Annotated in this window: 11 protein-coding genes and 1 tRNA gene; 3 read left to right on the plus strand and 9 right to left on the minus strand. The window is 62.6% G+C overall.

The genetic code is table 11. From position 1 onward, the window contains the following. Window positions 1-24: 24 nt before the first annotated feature. The 6 genes from ftsY to J8C01_RS06510 form a co-directional block, all read right to left on the minus strand. Window positions 25-1,410 carry a signal recognition particle-docking protein FtsY gene (gene ftsY / locus J8C01_RS06485; protein ID WP_014099826.1) on the minus strand — a complete coding sequence of 462 codons (1,386 nt, stop codon included), beginning with the start codon at window positions 1,408-1,410 and terminating at the stop codon, window positions 25-27. 45 nt (window positions 1,411-1,455) lie between these two features. Then, window positions 1,456-4,164, minus strand: a complete 2,709-nt coding sequence (locus J8C01_RS06490) for a penicillin-binding protein 1A (protein WP_211431393.1) — start codon at window positions 4,162-4,164, stop codon at window positions 1,456-1,458. Between the two features lie 111 nt (window positions 4,165-4,275). Next, a tRNA-Sec gene (locus J8C01_RS06495) sits at window positions 4,276-4,376 on the minus strand. A 44-nt stretch (window positions 4,377-4,420) separates the two neighbouring features. Further along, window positions 4,421-5,551, minus strand: coding sequence for an outer membrane protein assembly factor BamB family protein (locus J8C01_RS06500; protein WP_014099828.1), 1,131 nt, complete (start codon window positions 5,549-5,551; stop codon window positions 4,421-4,423). Further along, on the minus strand, window positions 5,548-6,315 hold the full coding sequence (locus tag J8C01_RS06505; RefSeq protein WP_211431394.1) for a crotonase/enoyl-CoA hydratase family protein: 768 nt from the start codon (window positions 6,313-6,315) through the stop codon (window positions 5,548-5,550). Before J8C01_RS06505 ends, J8C01_RS06500 begins: the two co-directional genes overlap by 4 nt. Window positions 6,316-6,339: 24 nt before the next feature. Beyond that, on the minus strand, window positions 6,340-7,515 hold the full coding sequence (locus J8C01_RS06510; protein ID WP_211431395.1) for an alpha/beta fold hydrolase: 1,176 nt from the start codon (window positions 7,513-7,515) through the stop codon (window positions 6,340-6,342). Between the two features lie 93 nt (window positions 7,516-7,608). Between J8C01_RS06510 and J8C01_RS06515 the strand changes: the two genes are divergently transcribed. Then, entirely contained in the window at window positions 7,609-8,310 is a 702-nt protein-coding gene (locus tag J8C01_RS06515) for a 4'-phosphopantetheinyl transferase family protein (protein WP_211431396.1), read from the plus strand. A gap of 26 nt (window positions 8,311-8,336) precedes the next feature. Further along, complete coding sequence (locus J8C01_RS06520; RefSeq protein WP_211431397.1) at window positions 8,337-10,148, plus strand: two-component system sensor histidine kinase NtrB; 1,812 nt, start codon at window positions 8,337-8,339, stop codon at window positions 10,146-10,148. 8 nt (window positions 10,149-10,156) lie between these two features. Here J8C01_RS06520 and J8C01_RS06525 read toward each other — a convergent pair whose 3' ends face one another. From J8C01_RS06525 to J8C01_RS06535, 3 genes are all read right to left on the minus strand, one after another. Then, on the minus strand, window positions 10,157-11,761 hold the full coding sequence (locus J8C01_RS06525; protein WP_063174132.1) for a bifunctional ADP-dependent NAD(P)H-hydrate dehydratase/NAD(P)H-hydrate epimerase: 1,605 nt from the start codon (window positions 11,759-11,761) through the stop codon (window positions 10,157-10,159). 10 nt (window positions 11,762-11,771) lie between these two features. After that, a complete protein-coding gene (locus tag J8C01_RS06530; protein ID WP_211431398.1) occupies window positions 11,772-12,758 on the minus strand; it encodes a phosphoesterase in 987 nt (328 codons plus the stop codon). A 77-nt stretch (window positions 12,759-12,835) separates the two neighbouring features. Next, window positions 12,836-13,069, minus strand: a complete 234-nt coding sequence (locus J8C01_RS06535; RefSeq protein ID WP_211431399.1) for a hypothetical protein — start codon at window positions 13,067-13,069, stop codon at window positions 12,836-12,838. Between the two features lie 209 nt (window positions 13,070-13,278). Between J8C01_RS06535 and J8C01_RS06540 the strand changes: the two genes are divergently transcribed. Next, window positions 13,279-15,243 carry an ABC-F family ATP-binding cassette domain-containing protein gene (locus tag J8C01_RS06540; RefSeq protein WP_211431400.1) on the plus strand — a complete coding sequence of 655 codons (1,965 nt, stop codon included), beginning with the start codon at window positions 13,279-13,281 and terminating at the stop codon, window positions 15,241-15,243. Window positions 15,244-15,283 lie beyond the last annotated feature (40 nt).

Raw genomic sequence — 15,283 nt, forward strand, 5'->3', positions numbered from 1 at the left:
TTACGGGCGAATGGTTATTCGCCCTTACTCGAAAAGGCTGTCCACGAAGGCCTCCGGTGAAAACACGGCCAGGTCATCCAGTTGTTCACCGGTGCCGACATAACGGATAGGCAGTCCCAGTTCCCGCGCAATTGCCACCACAATGCCGCCTTTGGCCGTGCCATCGAGCTTGGTCAGCACCAGACCCGTCACAGGGACGGTCTTGGCAAACTGGCGCGCCTGTTCGAGTCCGTTCTGCCCTGTAGCCGCATCCAGCACCAGCAGCACTTCGTGGGGCGCCTGTGGCACTTCACGCCGGGCAATCCGGGACATCTTCTCCAGCTCATTCATCAGATTGACTTTGTTGTGCAACCGTCCGGCCGTATCCACGATGACCACATCGGCATCGCGTGATTTGGCCGCCTGAAGGGCGTCATACACCACGGCGGCCGGGTCAGTCCCCGGCTTCTGCTGGATGACTGGAATCCCGACCCGTTCCGCCCAGACGGTCAACTGGTCGGCAGCGGCGGCCCGGAAGGTATCGGCGGCACAGACAATCACGTCATTGCCCTCGCGCTTGATGAGATGGGCCAGTTTGGCAATGGTCGTTGTTTTGCCGACCCCGTTCACACCAACGACCATCATGACGTACGGACGGATGTCGGTCGGAATATCGAGTTCCGAGCGCACAGCACGCCCGGAGACGGACTTGACCGGGGCCCGCAACAAAGCAAGCAGTTCCTGGCGCAACACCCGCTTGAGTTCGTCAGTGTCGTTGAGCAGTTTTCGATCCACCTGGGTGCGGATTTTCTCCACAAGCTCAAGGGTGGTGCGGACGCCAATATCGGCGCCAATCAGGATTTCTTCCAGTTCGTCAAGCACCTCCGGGCTGATGACCTTCTTGCCGCGTACCAGGGTATCGAGTCGGCCTACGAGATTTTGCCGGGTTCGCCGTACGGCGTTTTTCATCCGCAGCAGGAAGGTCTCCCGTGGCGGCTCGTCCACGACGGCCGGCGGCGGATTCGTGACCGGCTGGCCCGGTGGTGCTGTATCTGGGACACCGCCGGAGGTTGGCGTATCCGCTGGCGCCGGCCATCCCAGCCAGCGGGAAAGCAGGCCACGGCGGGCTGGCTCAGCCGTGACATCTGACGCTGGCACAGTTTCCACCGGCATGGAGGCGACCGTCTGGGGGTCAGCCGCCGGCGACGCCATAGGCTGCGACGGCGGAGCCACAGGCAGAGGCGGAGAGGCCGCCGGCTCCGGGACAACCATCTCCAACTGGGGTGAATCGGGCCGCAGTGGCGCTGGCTCTGCAACCTCAACCCCGGCCGGTGGCGCTGACGGGGACGGAATCGGCTCATTCCCAAAGAGGGTGGTCAGGCCAGCCCGTTCAGCCGGCGTTTCATCCTTCTTGCGTCTCCAGAACAGCATGGTTCTCCTTCGTGGAAACCGATGGTCTCCTTGGCGCTGAAACCATTAACGATCTCTCCCAGGCGGTTCCCGCCGGGGTGGCTTGGGTGGGTCATCCGTGATGAATGATGGTTTCTTGACCGTTGGTTTCGGAGCCGGTGGCACCACATCACTTGGTTCGGAGGGGCGTTGTCGCTGCGCGCGCTTCGCCGACTGGGCCTCATCCACAGCAGTTTGCCCGGTGGTTTCCTCCATCAGCGTCTGTGCCCGGCGGGGCCGGGTTGGTTCCTCATCCCGTGGTGAGCCTGGCTGACCGGTGATGGCCCGCTTGGCCGATGAGGTTTCCGTATCCTCCATCAAGGTGGCCACACCGCTTTCAAGTTCTTTGCGCTCCTGGCGGTCCCGTTCTGCCTGGAGCTTTTCAAGTTCGGCGTCCGGCGCCGGAGCTTTGTCGAAGGTTTCAATCGGTTTGCCACGCAGATAGACCTTCATGAACTCAATCCACATAGGGAGCGCGGCTTCACTTCCGGTTTCGCCTTTCCCAAGGGTTCGTTTTTCTCCGGGGTAGCCGATCCACACCCCGCAGGTAATGGAAGGGGTGTAGCCAATAAACCAGGCATCGGTCCAGTCGTTGACCGTTCCCGTTTTGCCGCCGATCTGACGCTTGTTGAGATCGCCATCCGCCACGGCGCGGATTTTCGTGGCTGTGCCGCCGTCCACGACGCCGCGCATCATGTCCACCATCTGGGCGGCAACGTAATCCGAAATGACCCGCGTCTCACGCTCCGTTTCATCCCGGTCGAAATCAAAGAGCGTTCGTCCATCATAATCGAGAATCCGCCGAATGAGGTGGGGCTTGGCCCGTTTACCCTTGTTCGGAAAGACTGAATAGGCCGCAACCATCTCAATGAGGGGCACTTCCGTCGCCCCCAGCGCCGAGGGCAGGTACGGTGCCATGGGATTGGTAATGCCAAAGCGCCGGACCATTTCTGCCCCACGCCGAATTCCGACACTGGCCAGCAAGCGGACGGCCGGAATGTTTCGGGATTTGGCCAGCGCCGTACGCAGCGGAATCGGCCCCGTGAAGCCGCCATCATAGTTCCGGGGCGACCAGTTGCCGGACTGAAACGGGGTGTCGGAGACGAGATCATCCGGCGTCCACCCGTTCTCGATGGCCGCGGTGTAAATGAAGGGCTTGAAGCAGGAACCGGTCTGCCGGTTGGCCTGAGTGGCATTGTTGAACTTTGACTGCGAAAAGTCATAGCCGCCGACCATGGTCTTGATCTCGCCCGTCCTGGCATCGAGGCACAGCAGGGCCCCAGCCACAGCCGGAAGGGAACGCAGTTCAACCTGAAGGACCCCGTTGGGAGCTGGCACCGTAGGAGGCGGACTTGACTCGCGCCGTCCCTTGCGGCCCGGCGCTGAAGTTGACGCCGGTGCCGACGGCAGTGGGGTATCAATCACCGGCTCCATGGCGCTGTTGCGCGGCGCACCACTTTTGATGACAAACATCGGCAGGTCCCCTTCGCGCAGGGGATGGTCGGGCGAAAATGTGACCGTCGCCCGGTACTTGCCGAAGGAAACTTCGGCCGTCCGACCGGTGACGCGCATCACCAGTCCGTGCAGATACATACCGTTGAACGGCTCATAGGCCCATTCCGGGTGCCGGTACGTGGAAAGGTCCTTGCCCTTGAGTTCTTCCAGAATGTTCGGAATGGGGGTATCCCGCCGGCTCCCGCCGTGGCGCTCTTCATACCGGTGCAGCCCCCATCGCACCGCATTGACGGCCTGAATCTGCGCCGGGGCATCAATCGTGGTGATGACCTGCAAGCCGCCGGTGTGGGTTCCCCGCGTTCCGAAGCGGCTTTCAAGTTCGCGGCGGACTTCTTCGACAACGTAAGCAAACGGCCCGCTGGTGTTGAGTTCCCGCGCTGAAGTGACGTTGAGCTTCAGCTCAGTGGCTTTGGCGGCTTCGGCCTCGGCCGCCGTGATGTAGCCCGCTTCGAGCATGTTGGTAATCACCAGATTGCGCCGGCGCTTGGCTTCCTGCGGACGCAAAATGGGCGAGTAACCGGAAGGGGCCTTGGGAATAGCCGCCAGCAGGGCGCATTCCTCAATCGAGCAGTCCCTGATGGATTTGCCAAAGTAGTACTGCGCGCCAGCTTCAACGCCATACGCGCCCCCACCCAGGTTGATCTGGTTGCAGTACAACTCCATGATTTGCTCTTTGGTGTACTGCCGTTCAATTTGCAGCGCCAGGATGGCTTCCTGAATTTTGCGCTCGATGGTTCGCTCCGGCGACAGGAACAGAATCTTGGTCAGTTGTTGGGTGAGGGTTGAGCCACCTTCCACCGTCCGCCCGGCGAGAAAATTTTTCCAGGCGGCCCGGGCCAAACCAATCGGGTCCACGCCCCAGTGATACTCAAAGCGGGCGTCCTCAATGGCCATGATGGCCTGGCGCATGCGCAACGGGATTTCGTCGTAGGACAGCGGAACCCGCCGCTCCAGCGCGAATTCCCCAATCACCGTCCGCCCGTCATCGGCATACACGCGCGTCACCACACTGGGCTGAAAGTCGGCCAGAGCCGCCACCTGCCGGTAGTCATCCGTTGTGGCAAACCACTGCAGGAACAGCAGTGTGGTGAGCGCTCCCAAGGATGCGGAGATGACAAGTGACAGGGGCAGGGCAGCCCAGCGCCACCATCGGGACCAACCCGGACGTGCTACCGCTGCCGGGTCTTCCACCAGGTGCGAAAGGTTGAGGGCGTTTGACATCAGCAACTCCTACGTCGAAAGGTACGCGCCTGGGACGATTATTCGCCAGCACGCCGCATGACCGCAATCCGGCCTCGGACTGGGGCCATTTTGGCTTCATAACACAGCCTTTGGAGACGAAGGCGTGTGGGAGTCGAACCCACCCATCCGTGTTGCCACACGGACGCAGCGAATTTGAAGTTCGTGACGGCCACCGGACCGCATGCGCCTCCGCGAGTTTTCCTTTTGGCACGCCACCTCCTCCCACCCGGAAGCCTCACTGGAGCCGGGCTGCGGCAATGCCCCGTTCCGTTGCCATCACCACCATCCCCTGCTCCACGTGCAGCACCGAGAAGATGCGCTCGGTGGCAAGCTGCCATCGCGCCACGATACGTCCATCCGGCACCTGCACGACCGTAATTTCAGAGTCGTCGAGGGCGGCCACCGCCAGGGTTGTCTCCGTCAACCAGGAGGGAGGCGACGCCAACCGACCTGCCATCTGCTGTTGCCAGCGTAACTCACCGGTCTGCGGATGGAAGGCGTAAAGAAAGTTATCATACGAGGCAACAAGAACCTGTCCGTGACGGATAAGCGGCGGGGTCATAACGGCAGCCCCCGTTCGCCGCCGCCACCGCAAGCGGCCATCGGCACGTCTGACAGCGACCACCTCACCATTGGAAGTACCACAGTACACCATCTCTTCCCCAGCAGCCGCTGGCCCGGGCGTTGCTCCCAGCACACAGGTCCACCGGCGGCGACCGTCTTTGGCGTCCAACGCCCAGAGCGCGCCGGCAGAAGTGCCAACGAACACCGCACCTGCAGCATAGGCGAGATGTTCTGTAAAATCGCCAGTGACGGACCAGCCGCGGGAAAAATCCTGTGGGTTCAGCGCTGCAATCTCGTTCGTTCCGAGCCGGACATAGAGCCAGAGGCCGTCACTCACCACCTGCGAGGTGATGGGCGCCGGCAGCGTCACTTCACGGCGAACCACGCCGGTTGTCAGGTCGAGCAGGCGGACAATACCGCCCGGCGGGGAGCCATCCGCCGCCGGGCTGGAGGCACAGGCCAGAAGGGCATCTCCCAGGCGATACAGTTTGGCCGTGGTGGCCACGCCCGGCGCGCTTTCCCACAGTCGCGCGCCGTCCGTTCGCGCCAGAGCCACGACCTTCCCAGTGCGCAGCGGGACATACACTGCGTTTTCCGTCACCAGCGGTTCCTGGCGCGCGCTGTCCGGGTCGAGATAAAGCCAGTCCGTGGGAAGTGTGGTGGGGGCAATGGCGACCCGGCCATTCAGCGGCGGCGCAGGGCGCCAACGTAAACGCTGCTGCGCCACCAGCATCTGGCTCAGAGCGAGAGCCAACCCAACGACAACAACGACCTGGGTGCTCCGCCAGGCTGGGCGCTTCATTCAAAGGCTCCGTGGCGACCGGCACCACCCGCAAAGCGTTGGGCGCCGGCTTGGGTTTCACCCGTGGCCAGCACATCCATTCCGCGCCGGAACTCATTTCGGAGCGCCTGTTCCCAGTCCAACCCGGCCTGTTCATACAGCGACTGGCGGTCGCTGCGCAGACAGGTCTGGGGAAAAGCCGCGATGGATTGCGCCAAAGCCAACGCAGTTTCCAACGCCTTGCCTTCCGGGCAGAGACGATTGACCAGCCCAATGGCCAGCGCTTCTTCGGCGGCAACCGGGCGGCCTGTCAGAATCAGGTCCATAGCCCGCCCAAATCCGATCAGCCGGGGCAGGCGGACGGTTCCGCCATCCACGAGGGGCACGCCAAAGCGACGGCAAAACACACCGAACACCGCCGTCTGGGCGGCAACCCGCAGATCACACCACAGGGCCAGTTCCAGCCCCCCGGCAACCGCATAACCTTCAATGGCAGCAATCACCGGCTTCGGAAGACGACGGCGGGTGGGTCCCATTGGAGCCAGTCCCGTCTCGTGCAGATTGACTCTGGCCCCGGCAGCGACGGCCTTGAGGTCAGCTCCGGCGCAAAAGTGACCACCCGCGCCGGTCAGGATGGCGACCGCACAGGCGTCATCACCTTCAAAGCGGTCAAAAGCTGCATCCAGTGCCGCCGCCGTGGGGTCGTCCACGGCGTTGCGCACTTCCGGCCGCCGCAGCGTGATGACGGCGACCCCTGCCTGGACTTCATACGTGACCGTTTCCATGGATTGACCGGACTTCAGGGGACTTCAGGAGACCTTGCGCAGGACGGCCGGCAGCGGGAGGGAAGCCGCCGGCAGCGGAACGACCGTGGCCGGCTTGTCCTTGACCTTGGTCGTCGCCCGGTAGCGGGCCTGGTAGCGGGAACGGGTGTCGAGCCACTCGGCCGTGATGCGCCAGGTTCGTTCCGCCCGTGAACCTATCAGCATCCCCAGATGCCCTCCCTTGACGAACCGTACGGTCACATCCTGAGTTGTCAGTTTTTTGGTCACGGCCGTGACGGCTGCCGGTGGCACAAGCCGGTCTTCACGGCTGGCCAGAACAAGCGCCGCCGCCCGGATGCGTCCATAGTTGACCCGCCGGTGGCCAATGGTGAACTGGTCCTGCATCAGCTCATTGCCCATGACGAAGTTATGCCACAACTGCCGGAAGGCGGCTTCCGTCAGGTTGACGTATTCGAGATATCGGCCTCCGTCCGGGCGAAGCGACGCGGCAAAGTCCGGGTCACGCAGGCTGCGCCAGAACTCCAGCGGGTGACGCAGGATGGCGTCCGGGTGCAGCAGATGGAAGGATGCGTTGCAGACGGCCGCCGGAATGTAACCGTAAGTGGCCGCCAAAGTTTCGAGCGGCTGGCGGGAAACTCCAGCCAGAATCCGCTGAAGTGGCATGGCCGAAAAATCCGTCGGCGTGCCAATCGTGACGATATTGCGGATGCCGGATTGCGGATGCAGCGCGGCATAGCAGTTGGCAAAAATACCGCCCAGGCAGTAACCAATGAGCGACAGTTCATCCGATCCCGTCACCTGCTTGACCATCCGCACCCCGGTATGTACCCGGTGCTCGATGTAGCGCCCCAGTGACAGGCGACGGTCACGCGACTGTGGCTTACCATAGTCGAGCAAAAAGACATCATAGCCCTGTTCAACCAGGTAACGCGCCAGGCTGCGCCGCGGATGCAGCTCGAAGACATCGGCCGTCACCATCAGCGGTGGAACGAGCAGGACCGGAAGACGCCGGCGCGGACGACGCAAAGGGAGGTAGTGCCGGAGCTTGAGGGTGGGCGCATCCAGCAGCAGTTCATATTGCAGTGGGCGTGCCGTGCTCGGACGGGCAGGACGGCGCTCCGCGTAGCCCTCGTCATACAGCGGCCCAGTGGGTTCGCCAAATAAGGCGGTAAACAGGCGTTCGGCAAGCAGGAAAGACATGGCGCAGTCCAAGCCGGCTTTTCAGAATCAATGACAACCTCTTACTTAAACCAGACTCCCAACCAATCGGCAACTCCGGCGAAGGCGCAGCCCGTGCTTTCCTCTGCTGCTGTTCATCTCTGGTGGCTGCCCCTGCCCCAGTCAGCCCCTGTGGAAGCTGTGGAAAGTCTGCTCAGCGCCGATGAGCGGCAGCGGGCCCGGCGCTTCCGGCGGCCGGCGGCTGCCCGGCAGTTCTGCCTGGGACGCGCCCGCCTGCGCACCATTTTGGGAAGCTACCTCGGTCTGCCCCCCCAGCACCTGCGGTTCGCCTACACGCCCAACGGCAGGCCCTATCTGCCAGAAGTTCCCCACCTGATGTTCAGCCTGACGCATGCCGGCGACCTCGGACTGCTGGCCGTCACCCTCCACCAGCGGATTGGAGTGGATGTTGAAGTCACTTACCGACGGGCCAACTGGCGGGGTCTCGCCCGCCGGTGTCTGCCCGATGCAACCTATCGTAGGCTCTGCGCCCTGTCGGATGAGGAACAACGCCGGGCAATGGCCTGGTACTGGGTGTGCCACGAGGCTCTGCTCAAAGCACAGGGCAAAGCCAGCCTGCGCCGCCTGCTGCACATTGATCTCCCCTGGGATGGGACTTGCACGGGTTACGTCTCCCACTTCACCATACAGGATGCTTCCGGGCAGACCTGGCTCGTCAGGGATGTCTCACGAGAGGAGACCCGTGCCGCGCTTGTCGTCGAGTGCCCGCCGGACGCTGGTCCCGAAGTCGTCACCTTTGACTGGGACTTGAACTGATGCTGGCTGCCGCAGGCCTACGGTTTATGAATCCGCTCTACACCCGCCTTCTCAACCTCATCGTCTCGCGGCTCGTCGTCGTCTCGATTCTGCTGGCGCTGGCCGTAGCCATGGCGCGCGCCGATACATCGTGGGCCAATGCCGACATCAATCCCCAGCCTCTGGTTTTGCTGGTGGTCGCCGTGGGGTTTCTCTCGGTGGTGTATTTCACCTGGCTGCGGATGTCCGAGCAATATCTCTGGCAGGCCTACGTCCAGTTGCTGGGTGACGTGCTGGCCGTCACCTGGCTCACCTACCAGATGCGGGATTCGGCCTTCCCGCTTGTGCCGCTTTACCTGGTCATCATCTTTGTGGCGGCCATGATTTTGCCGCGCCTGGGAACGATTGCCATTGGCGTAAGCTGTGCTGTGGCTTACGTCGGGCTGCTCGTTTCCTTCAAGGTCGGGCTTCTCGTGGGCGGCTATGCCATCGTCGAGCAAAATGAACGCTACCTGCAAAACAATCCGCTGCTTTATGTCGTTGCCATTCTGGCGCTGACGGTGCTCGGCGGCCAGCTTGCCGAGCGGTTGCGGCGCAGCGATGCCGAACTGGAAGCTGCCGCCCGCGATCTGGCCCAACTGCGCGTCCTCAATGAACGCATCATTGAAAGCATCAAGAGCGGACTCGTCACCGTGGATTTGCAGGGCAAAATCATCACCTTCAATCGCGCTGCCGAGGAAATCACCGGCCACTCCGCCCGCGTGGTGCGCGGCAAGTCCCTTCAGGAAGTTTTCGGCGACCTCAGCCAGAAGTTTGACCTCACCACTACATCGGGGTCTTTTCGGTCAGGCCACCTGGAGAAGGATACCTTTCACCGGTTTGAAGCCGACTGCCCGGCTGCCGACGGGCGCTCCCTGCACCTTGGTTTTGCTGTCTCCCCGCTCACCAGCGAGTCGGGCAAAACGACCGGTTATGTTTTTTCCTTCCAGGACCTGACCGAAATTCTCAAACTTGAGGAAGAAATCCGCCGCCAGGACCGGCTGGCGGCGCTCGGCAAGATGGCCGCTGGGATTGCCCACGAGATTCGCAACCCGCTGGCTGCGATGCGCGGCGCAATTCAGATGCTTCAGTCCGAACTCCAGCTCGACGAAGAGCAAAGCAAGCTCATGCGTATCGTGCTGCGCGAATCCGACCGTCTGAACCGAACCATCGAGGACTTTCTCAGGTATGCCCGCCCACGGCCTCTGCAACTGAAAACCATCCAGCTTGACCGGCTCATCAGCGATACCATTTCCCTGCTGCAACACAGCCCGGAAACCCGTCCTGACCACACCTTCACGCTCCAGTTCCCCCCTGATCTGCCGTCCATCGTGGCCGACGGCGACCAGCTCAAACAGGTTGTATGGAACCTGGCCCGCAATGCCCTTCAGTCCATGCCACACGGGGGCGAACTCCGCATCACGCTCACGCCACTGGCTGACCAGATTGAAATCCGGCTCCTGGACAATGGGACGGGCTTCCCCCCGGACAACTTGGAACGTCCGTTTGAACCGTTCAACTCCAACCGGGAGGGTGGCACCGGGCTGGGACTGGCGATTGTCTATCAGATTATCTCGGATCACGGCGGACGGATTTATCTCTGCAACCGTACGGATGGCGTTTCGGGGGCGGAAGTCATCGTCCTTCTGCCCAGGGAAGCCAGGGCGACGCCGTTGCGGGAGGAACCGGCGACAGACTCACGGTTACAGGGACGGCGTACGCCAACCGGCACTCCGGCACCGGTCTTTTCTCCCTCGCCGGAAACGACCGCATCGGGGCAGTTCCCCCCACCGGCAAAACCGCAGGTCTCCACGTCCTGAAGCTCTGCTTACCCGGCTGAGGATTGGAATTTGAACGCCTGGGGCAGAAAACGCAGGATGTCGGAAGCCACCAGCGAACGTTCTCCCAGCGCCTCGTTTGCCAGATCGCCCGCTTTCCCGTGCAGATAGACCGCAGCCAGAGTGGCTTCAAGGGGAAGATGGGGCGTCTGTGCCAGCAAACCGGCCACGATGCCGGTCAGAACATCACCACTACCTCCCGTGGCCATGCCGGCGTTGCCCGTCGGGTTGATGTACACGTCACCTTCCGGCGTCGCAATCAGCGTGTAGTACCCCTTGAGCACCACAAACAGATGGTGGGTCGTAGCCAGGCGACGGGCCGCGCCCAGCCGGTCAACCAGCACATCATTGACGGACACCCCCAGCAGCCGCGCCATCTCTCCCGGATGGGGCGTCAGGATGATGGGGCGCTCCGGTGTGCCGCGTCCGGTCTGCCAGGGCGCCAGGCAGTTGAGGGCATCGGCATCGAGCACCGCAGGCGACTGCCCTTCCTGCACAATCCACTGCACAAGGCGACGCACGGCCGGGTCCGTACCCAATCCGGGCCCAATGGCACAGACCGTATGTTGATTTGCCGCCGCAAAACCGGCGCGCAGGCCCTCTTCCGTCAGCCGGCCGTGGCTGTCATCCGGCAAGGCGAGCGTCATGGCTTCCGGCAGACACTGGCTGACGAGCAGAGCCTGGGCGCTGGCCGGAATCGCCATGGTGAGCAGTCCGGCCCCGGCGCGCAGCACGCCTTCGCCCGCCAGTGCCGCCGCGCCGGTTTTTCCACGCGACCCGGCCGTCAGCAGCACATGCCCGACATGACCTTTATGCGCATCCGGCATCCGGCGGGTGCGCTCCAGGTACGCCCGCACCCCCTCTTCCGTGACCAGAAACAACGTCGCCCGGTGATTCGGGGTGGCGCGTAGCAGAGACTCCGGCGAACCGATGTCCACCACCCGCAGTTTTCCGTTGACGTGTCCGGCCGGCGGCAGCACGTTGGCCACCTTTGGTGCCGTAAAGGTCACGGTCAAATCCGCCACGACGTGGACACCCACCGGATGGGGCAGATCGGCTGCCAGACCGGAAGGTATATCCAGAGAGCAAACCGGGACGTACGGGCGAGTGCTGTTGAGGTACTCCACCACCTTGACAAACATCCCTTCCAGACCGCGTGCCAGTCCTGTCCCGAACAGGGCATCCACGTGCAGGTTGAACCGCGAGGGGCTGTTGTTGAGCAGGGCCGCGAAGTCGCTTTCACTCTGAAGTTCCACCAGCCGAATCTGCGGCGACGCCTGCGCCAACTGCGCCACGATGTCGAAATTGACGCGCGCATCGCCACGGGCCGTCTCGCGTTTCCCGAAGAGCAGCACTTCGACCTGTGCGCCGCGCATCCAGAGTTGTCGCGCCACGGCCGCGCCGTCACCGCCGTTGTTGCCTTTGCCGCAAAACACCCGGACGCGCCGCCGCTGAACCGGACCAAAGTGCTGCTCGATGGCCAGGGTGGCACCCACGGCCGCATTTTCCATCAGCAACAGTCCGGGAATTCCAAACTGCTCACTGGTGAGCCGATCAACTTCGGCCATGTGGGCCGCAGAGAGAATGGGTTGCACGGCACGTCACCTACACCGTTTCACCGGTAGTTTCACCGGTGGACACATCCCGCAGTTCGGCGGCAATTTCACGCGCAATGACCTTGGCACGCTCCAGGGCTTCCGGCGCCAGCGAGACAGCCCCAACCACCGCGTGCCCGCCGCCGCCATACCGCTCGCAGATACTGGCAATGTTGTGCTCGCGTGGGCGTCCGCTCCAGGGGTTGTAACCAACCGACACTTTTGACCGATAGGCGCCACGGCTGACGCTGACGCTATAGCGCGCCTGCGGATACAGCCAGTAGGCAATGAACTTGTTGTAGCCTTCGATGTCGTAGCCGGTCAGATCGAAGAACACCACGCCGTCGTGACATTCGCCCACCTGACGGAAAATCTCGATGGCGCGCTCATGACGCGCCCGGATGGGCGCAAAGGCCGCCTGGATTTCCGGCTCGGCAGCGACTTCGGCCAGCGAGCGTACCTGCAGTGCCTTGACGATGGATTGCCGCAGCCGATGGTCTTTCGACCCTTCCAGCACCAGCGTCAGTTGCATGGCTGGGGCGCTGAGATTGACGGCCGTTTCGGCGTCGGGATACTGCGCTCCGTCAATGATGTCCGCCCAGTGAATCAACTCGGCCAGTTCCGGCAGCTCCACTCCGAACCGGTCGCGCGCAATGTCGGCAATGAACTTGGTACAGGACTTGTAACTCGGATCAAAGAACTTCCTGCCACTCGTATCCGCCCGGAACAGAGCTTCATCCACGACGGTCAGAAAGGCGCTCTGGTGATGGTCAAACCACCAGGTGATTTTTTCACTTGGATGAAACTTGAAATCGAGGAGGGCATGCTCATCAGCATCAAACTGCATCTCGCCAAAACTGCCCCCCGGACGGTGCATCAGGCCGGCGTAACTGAACTCGGTCTGTGCGTCAAAAGCCCGCCGGTAAAAACAGGCAAAGACGGCCGCTGAGCAGGCACCATCGAAACAGTGATCGTGGTAGAAAATCTTGACCCTCATGGCGTCAGTACGGAGATCGCGCCGGACGCCGGACACCGTTCAGGGCCGGCACCACAGCCCGTTCTTCCGTTCGGTATTTACAGGGCGTGATAATCACCCGACAGTTCAACGTAGGCCACGCCCGGCACCCGTTCAAGCTCGGGCAGACGCTCCCGTGGCACAGAACCTGTCACCTGGCCAAGTGCAAGCAGCCGGCGGACCACCGTCAATCCGGCCGCCTGCAAAGCGTCCACGACTTCGGCCATGCGTTCCCGGTGGCTTTCAGCCACGCTGACGACGACCGCAACGGAAGGTGAAGATGAAACCGACATAGGGCACTTACCCTGAAATGAAGATGTGCCTTGCTGGGCCGAACGCGCTCATCATGACTGAAATGTGTCATTTCGGCGATATGTCTTTTCTGGAAAGGCGCTTCAATGGAGTCAAGGGCGCTTGCCGAAGTCACTGTGGATGGGCACAATCGCCGTTTCACCCGGACCGTGCCGGCAACACAAAACCCGAAGGGTGAGCAGTTGGACCTATGCTGTTTCGCTTTGAAGATGTCCATAAAAGCTACGGCGGGCATGACATCCTGCGCGGCGTGACCTGCCAGGTCAATCCGGGCGAAAAGATCGGACTTGTCGGGCGCAACGGGGCTGGCAAATCCACCATGCTGCGGCTGCTGTGTGGACTGGATCAACCCGACCGGGGGCAGATTATCCGCGCCACCAACCTGTCGTTCGGCCTTCTGGAGCAACACCCTCACTTCCCCCCGGAAGTGACCGTGCTGGAAGCGGCCCTGAGTGTCTTTTCCGCACTCCAGGCCATGGAGCGCGAGATGCGCCAGCTTGAACACGCCATGGCTGAACCGGGGCAGGGTTCAGACTGCCTGGCAGACCTGCTCGAACGCTACAGCGAACTCCAGCACCGTTTTGAAGAACAGGGGGGCTTCACCTACCCGGCCCGCACCGAGGAAGTCCTGCTCGGTCTCGGCCTCACCAGGGAGGACTTTTCCAAGCCGGCCGTCCGGCTGAGCGGCGGCCAGCAGGGCCGCCTCCACCTGGGGATGCTGCTGCTGCGGCAACCCGACCTCCTGCTGCTTGACGAGCCAACCAACCACCTCGATCTGCGCGCTATCGAGTGGCTGGAAGAATTCCTGACCAACTATGCCGCTGCCTATCTGGTCATTTCCCACGACCGCTTTTTTCTCGACCGGGTGACGACCCGCACCATCGAACTCGACCGTGGCAAGACGACTTCCTACACGGGCGGCTTCACCGAGTATGTTGCCAAACGGGACGCGCTGCGGGAAATCCAGCAGCGGCACTACGAAAAACAGCAGGAAGAGATTGCCCGCCAGGAAGAGTTCATCCGGCGCAACATCGCCGGACAGAAGACCAAACAGGCCAAGTCGCGGCGCAACCTGCTGGCCCGTATGGAGCGCATCGAAGCCGCCACGGTGGATGCCCCGCAGGGCAACTTCTCGATGAAGCACGTGCCGCGTTCGGGCGAATGGGTTCTCACGCTCGAAGACCTCCGCGTGGGGTATGGCGGCAAGGCGGTGGCCGGCCCTTTCAATCTGGTGGTCCGCCGGGGTGAAAGGCTGGGTATCGTCGGCCCCAACGGCGCCGGCAAGACCACCCTGCTCAAAACGCTGCTCGGCATCCTGCCGCCGGTCACCGGCACGCTACGCTGGGGAACGGGCGTCAAAACCGCCTACTACGACCAACGGCTGGAGTCATTGACCCTCGCCAACTCGATTTTTGCTGAACTCCAAAGCGTCAACCCGTCGGCCACTGAATTCGAGCTGCGGTCATTTCTGGCCCGGTTTCTGTTTACCGGCGACGATGTATTCAAACCCATCCGTACCCTGTCCGGCGGTGAGCGGGGCCGGCTGGCGCTGGCCAAGCTCATTTACAGCCGCTCAAACGTGCTGATCCTCGACGAGCCGACCAACCACCTCGATATTCCCTCCTGCGAGGCGCTGGAAATGGCGCTGGTGCAGTATCCGGGCACGTGCCTCATCGTGTCGCACGACCGCTATTTTCTGGACAACGTCGCCACCCGCCTGCTCTGGCTTGAACCCGGCAGCAGCCGCGATTTTGACGGCAGCTACAGCGAGTTGTGGGAAATCCGCCAGGCGGAGCAGCGCGAAGCCGCCCGGCGCGCCAAAGCCGCCGAGACCGCCAGACCTGCTGCCCAGCCGGCCGAGACGCATGCTCAGGCGCATGCTCCGTCACCGGCTGCGCCCCCAGCCGCCCCCACCGGGACATCACCCGGAGCCAAAAAGAAACCCAGGGGCAAGGTGCGCCCCGTGGAAGCCATCGAGTCCGACATTGCCCGCGCCGAGGCCGACCTGGCCACGGTCTCCGCCGCCATGGCCACGCCGGAAGTGGCGACCGACCCGGTTCGTTACAGCGAGTTTCACCAGCAGTACGAAAAGCTGACGCAGCGGCTCGAAGCCCTCTACGCCGAGTGGGAACTCGTCGCCCAAGCCAGCGCGTAGCGATCCGTCACACAGCCGGGCAGACGGGCCTCGATTCGCC

Source organism: Chloracidobacterium sp. D, from assembly GCF_018304685.1.
Classification (GTDB): Bacteria; Acidobacteriota; Blastocatellia; order Chloracidobacteriales; family Chloracidobacteriaceae; genus Chloracidobacterium; species Chloracidobacterium thermophilum.

Excerpts from the sequence above, each read along its gene's own strand:
- ftsY (WP_014099826.1), bottom strand. The coding sequence starts at position 1,410 with ATGCTGTTCTGGAGACGCAAGAAGGATGAAACGCCGGCTGAACGGGCT.
- J8C01_RS06490 (WP_211431393.1), bottom strand. The coding sequence starts at position 4,164 with ATGTCAAACGCCCTCAACCTTTCGCACCTGGTGGAAGACCCGGCAGCG.
- J8C01_RS06500 (WP_014099828.1), bottom strand. The coding sequence starts at position 5,551 with ATGAAGCGCCCAGCCTGGCGGAGCACCCAGGTCGTTGTTGTCGTTGGG.
- J8C01_RS06505 (WP_211431394.1), bottom strand. The coding sequence starts at position 6,315 with ATGGAAACGGTCACGTATGAAGTCCAGGCAGGGGTCGCCGTCATCACG.
- J8C01_RS06510 (WP_211431395.1), bottom strand. The coding sequence starts at position 7,515 with ATGTCTTTCCTGCTTGCCGAACGCCTGTTTACCGCCTTATTTGGCGAA.
- J8C01_RS06520 (WP_211431397.1), top strand. The coding sequence starts at position 8,337 with ATGAATCCGCTCTACACCCGCCTTCTCAACCTCATCGTCTCGCGGCTC.
- J8C01_RS06530 (WP_211431398.1), bottom strand. The coding sequence starts at position 12,758 with ATGAGGGTCAAGATTTTCTACCACGATCACTGTTTCGATGGTGCCTGC.
- J8C01_RS06535 (WP_211431399.1), bottom strand. The coding sequence starts at position 13,069 with ATGTCGGTTTCATCTTCACCTTCCGTTGCGGTCGTCGTCAGCGTGGCT.
- J8C01_RS06540 (WP_211431400.1), top strand. The coding sequence starts at position 13,279 with ATGCTGTTTCGCTTTGAAGATGTCCATAAAAGCTACGGCGGGCATGAC.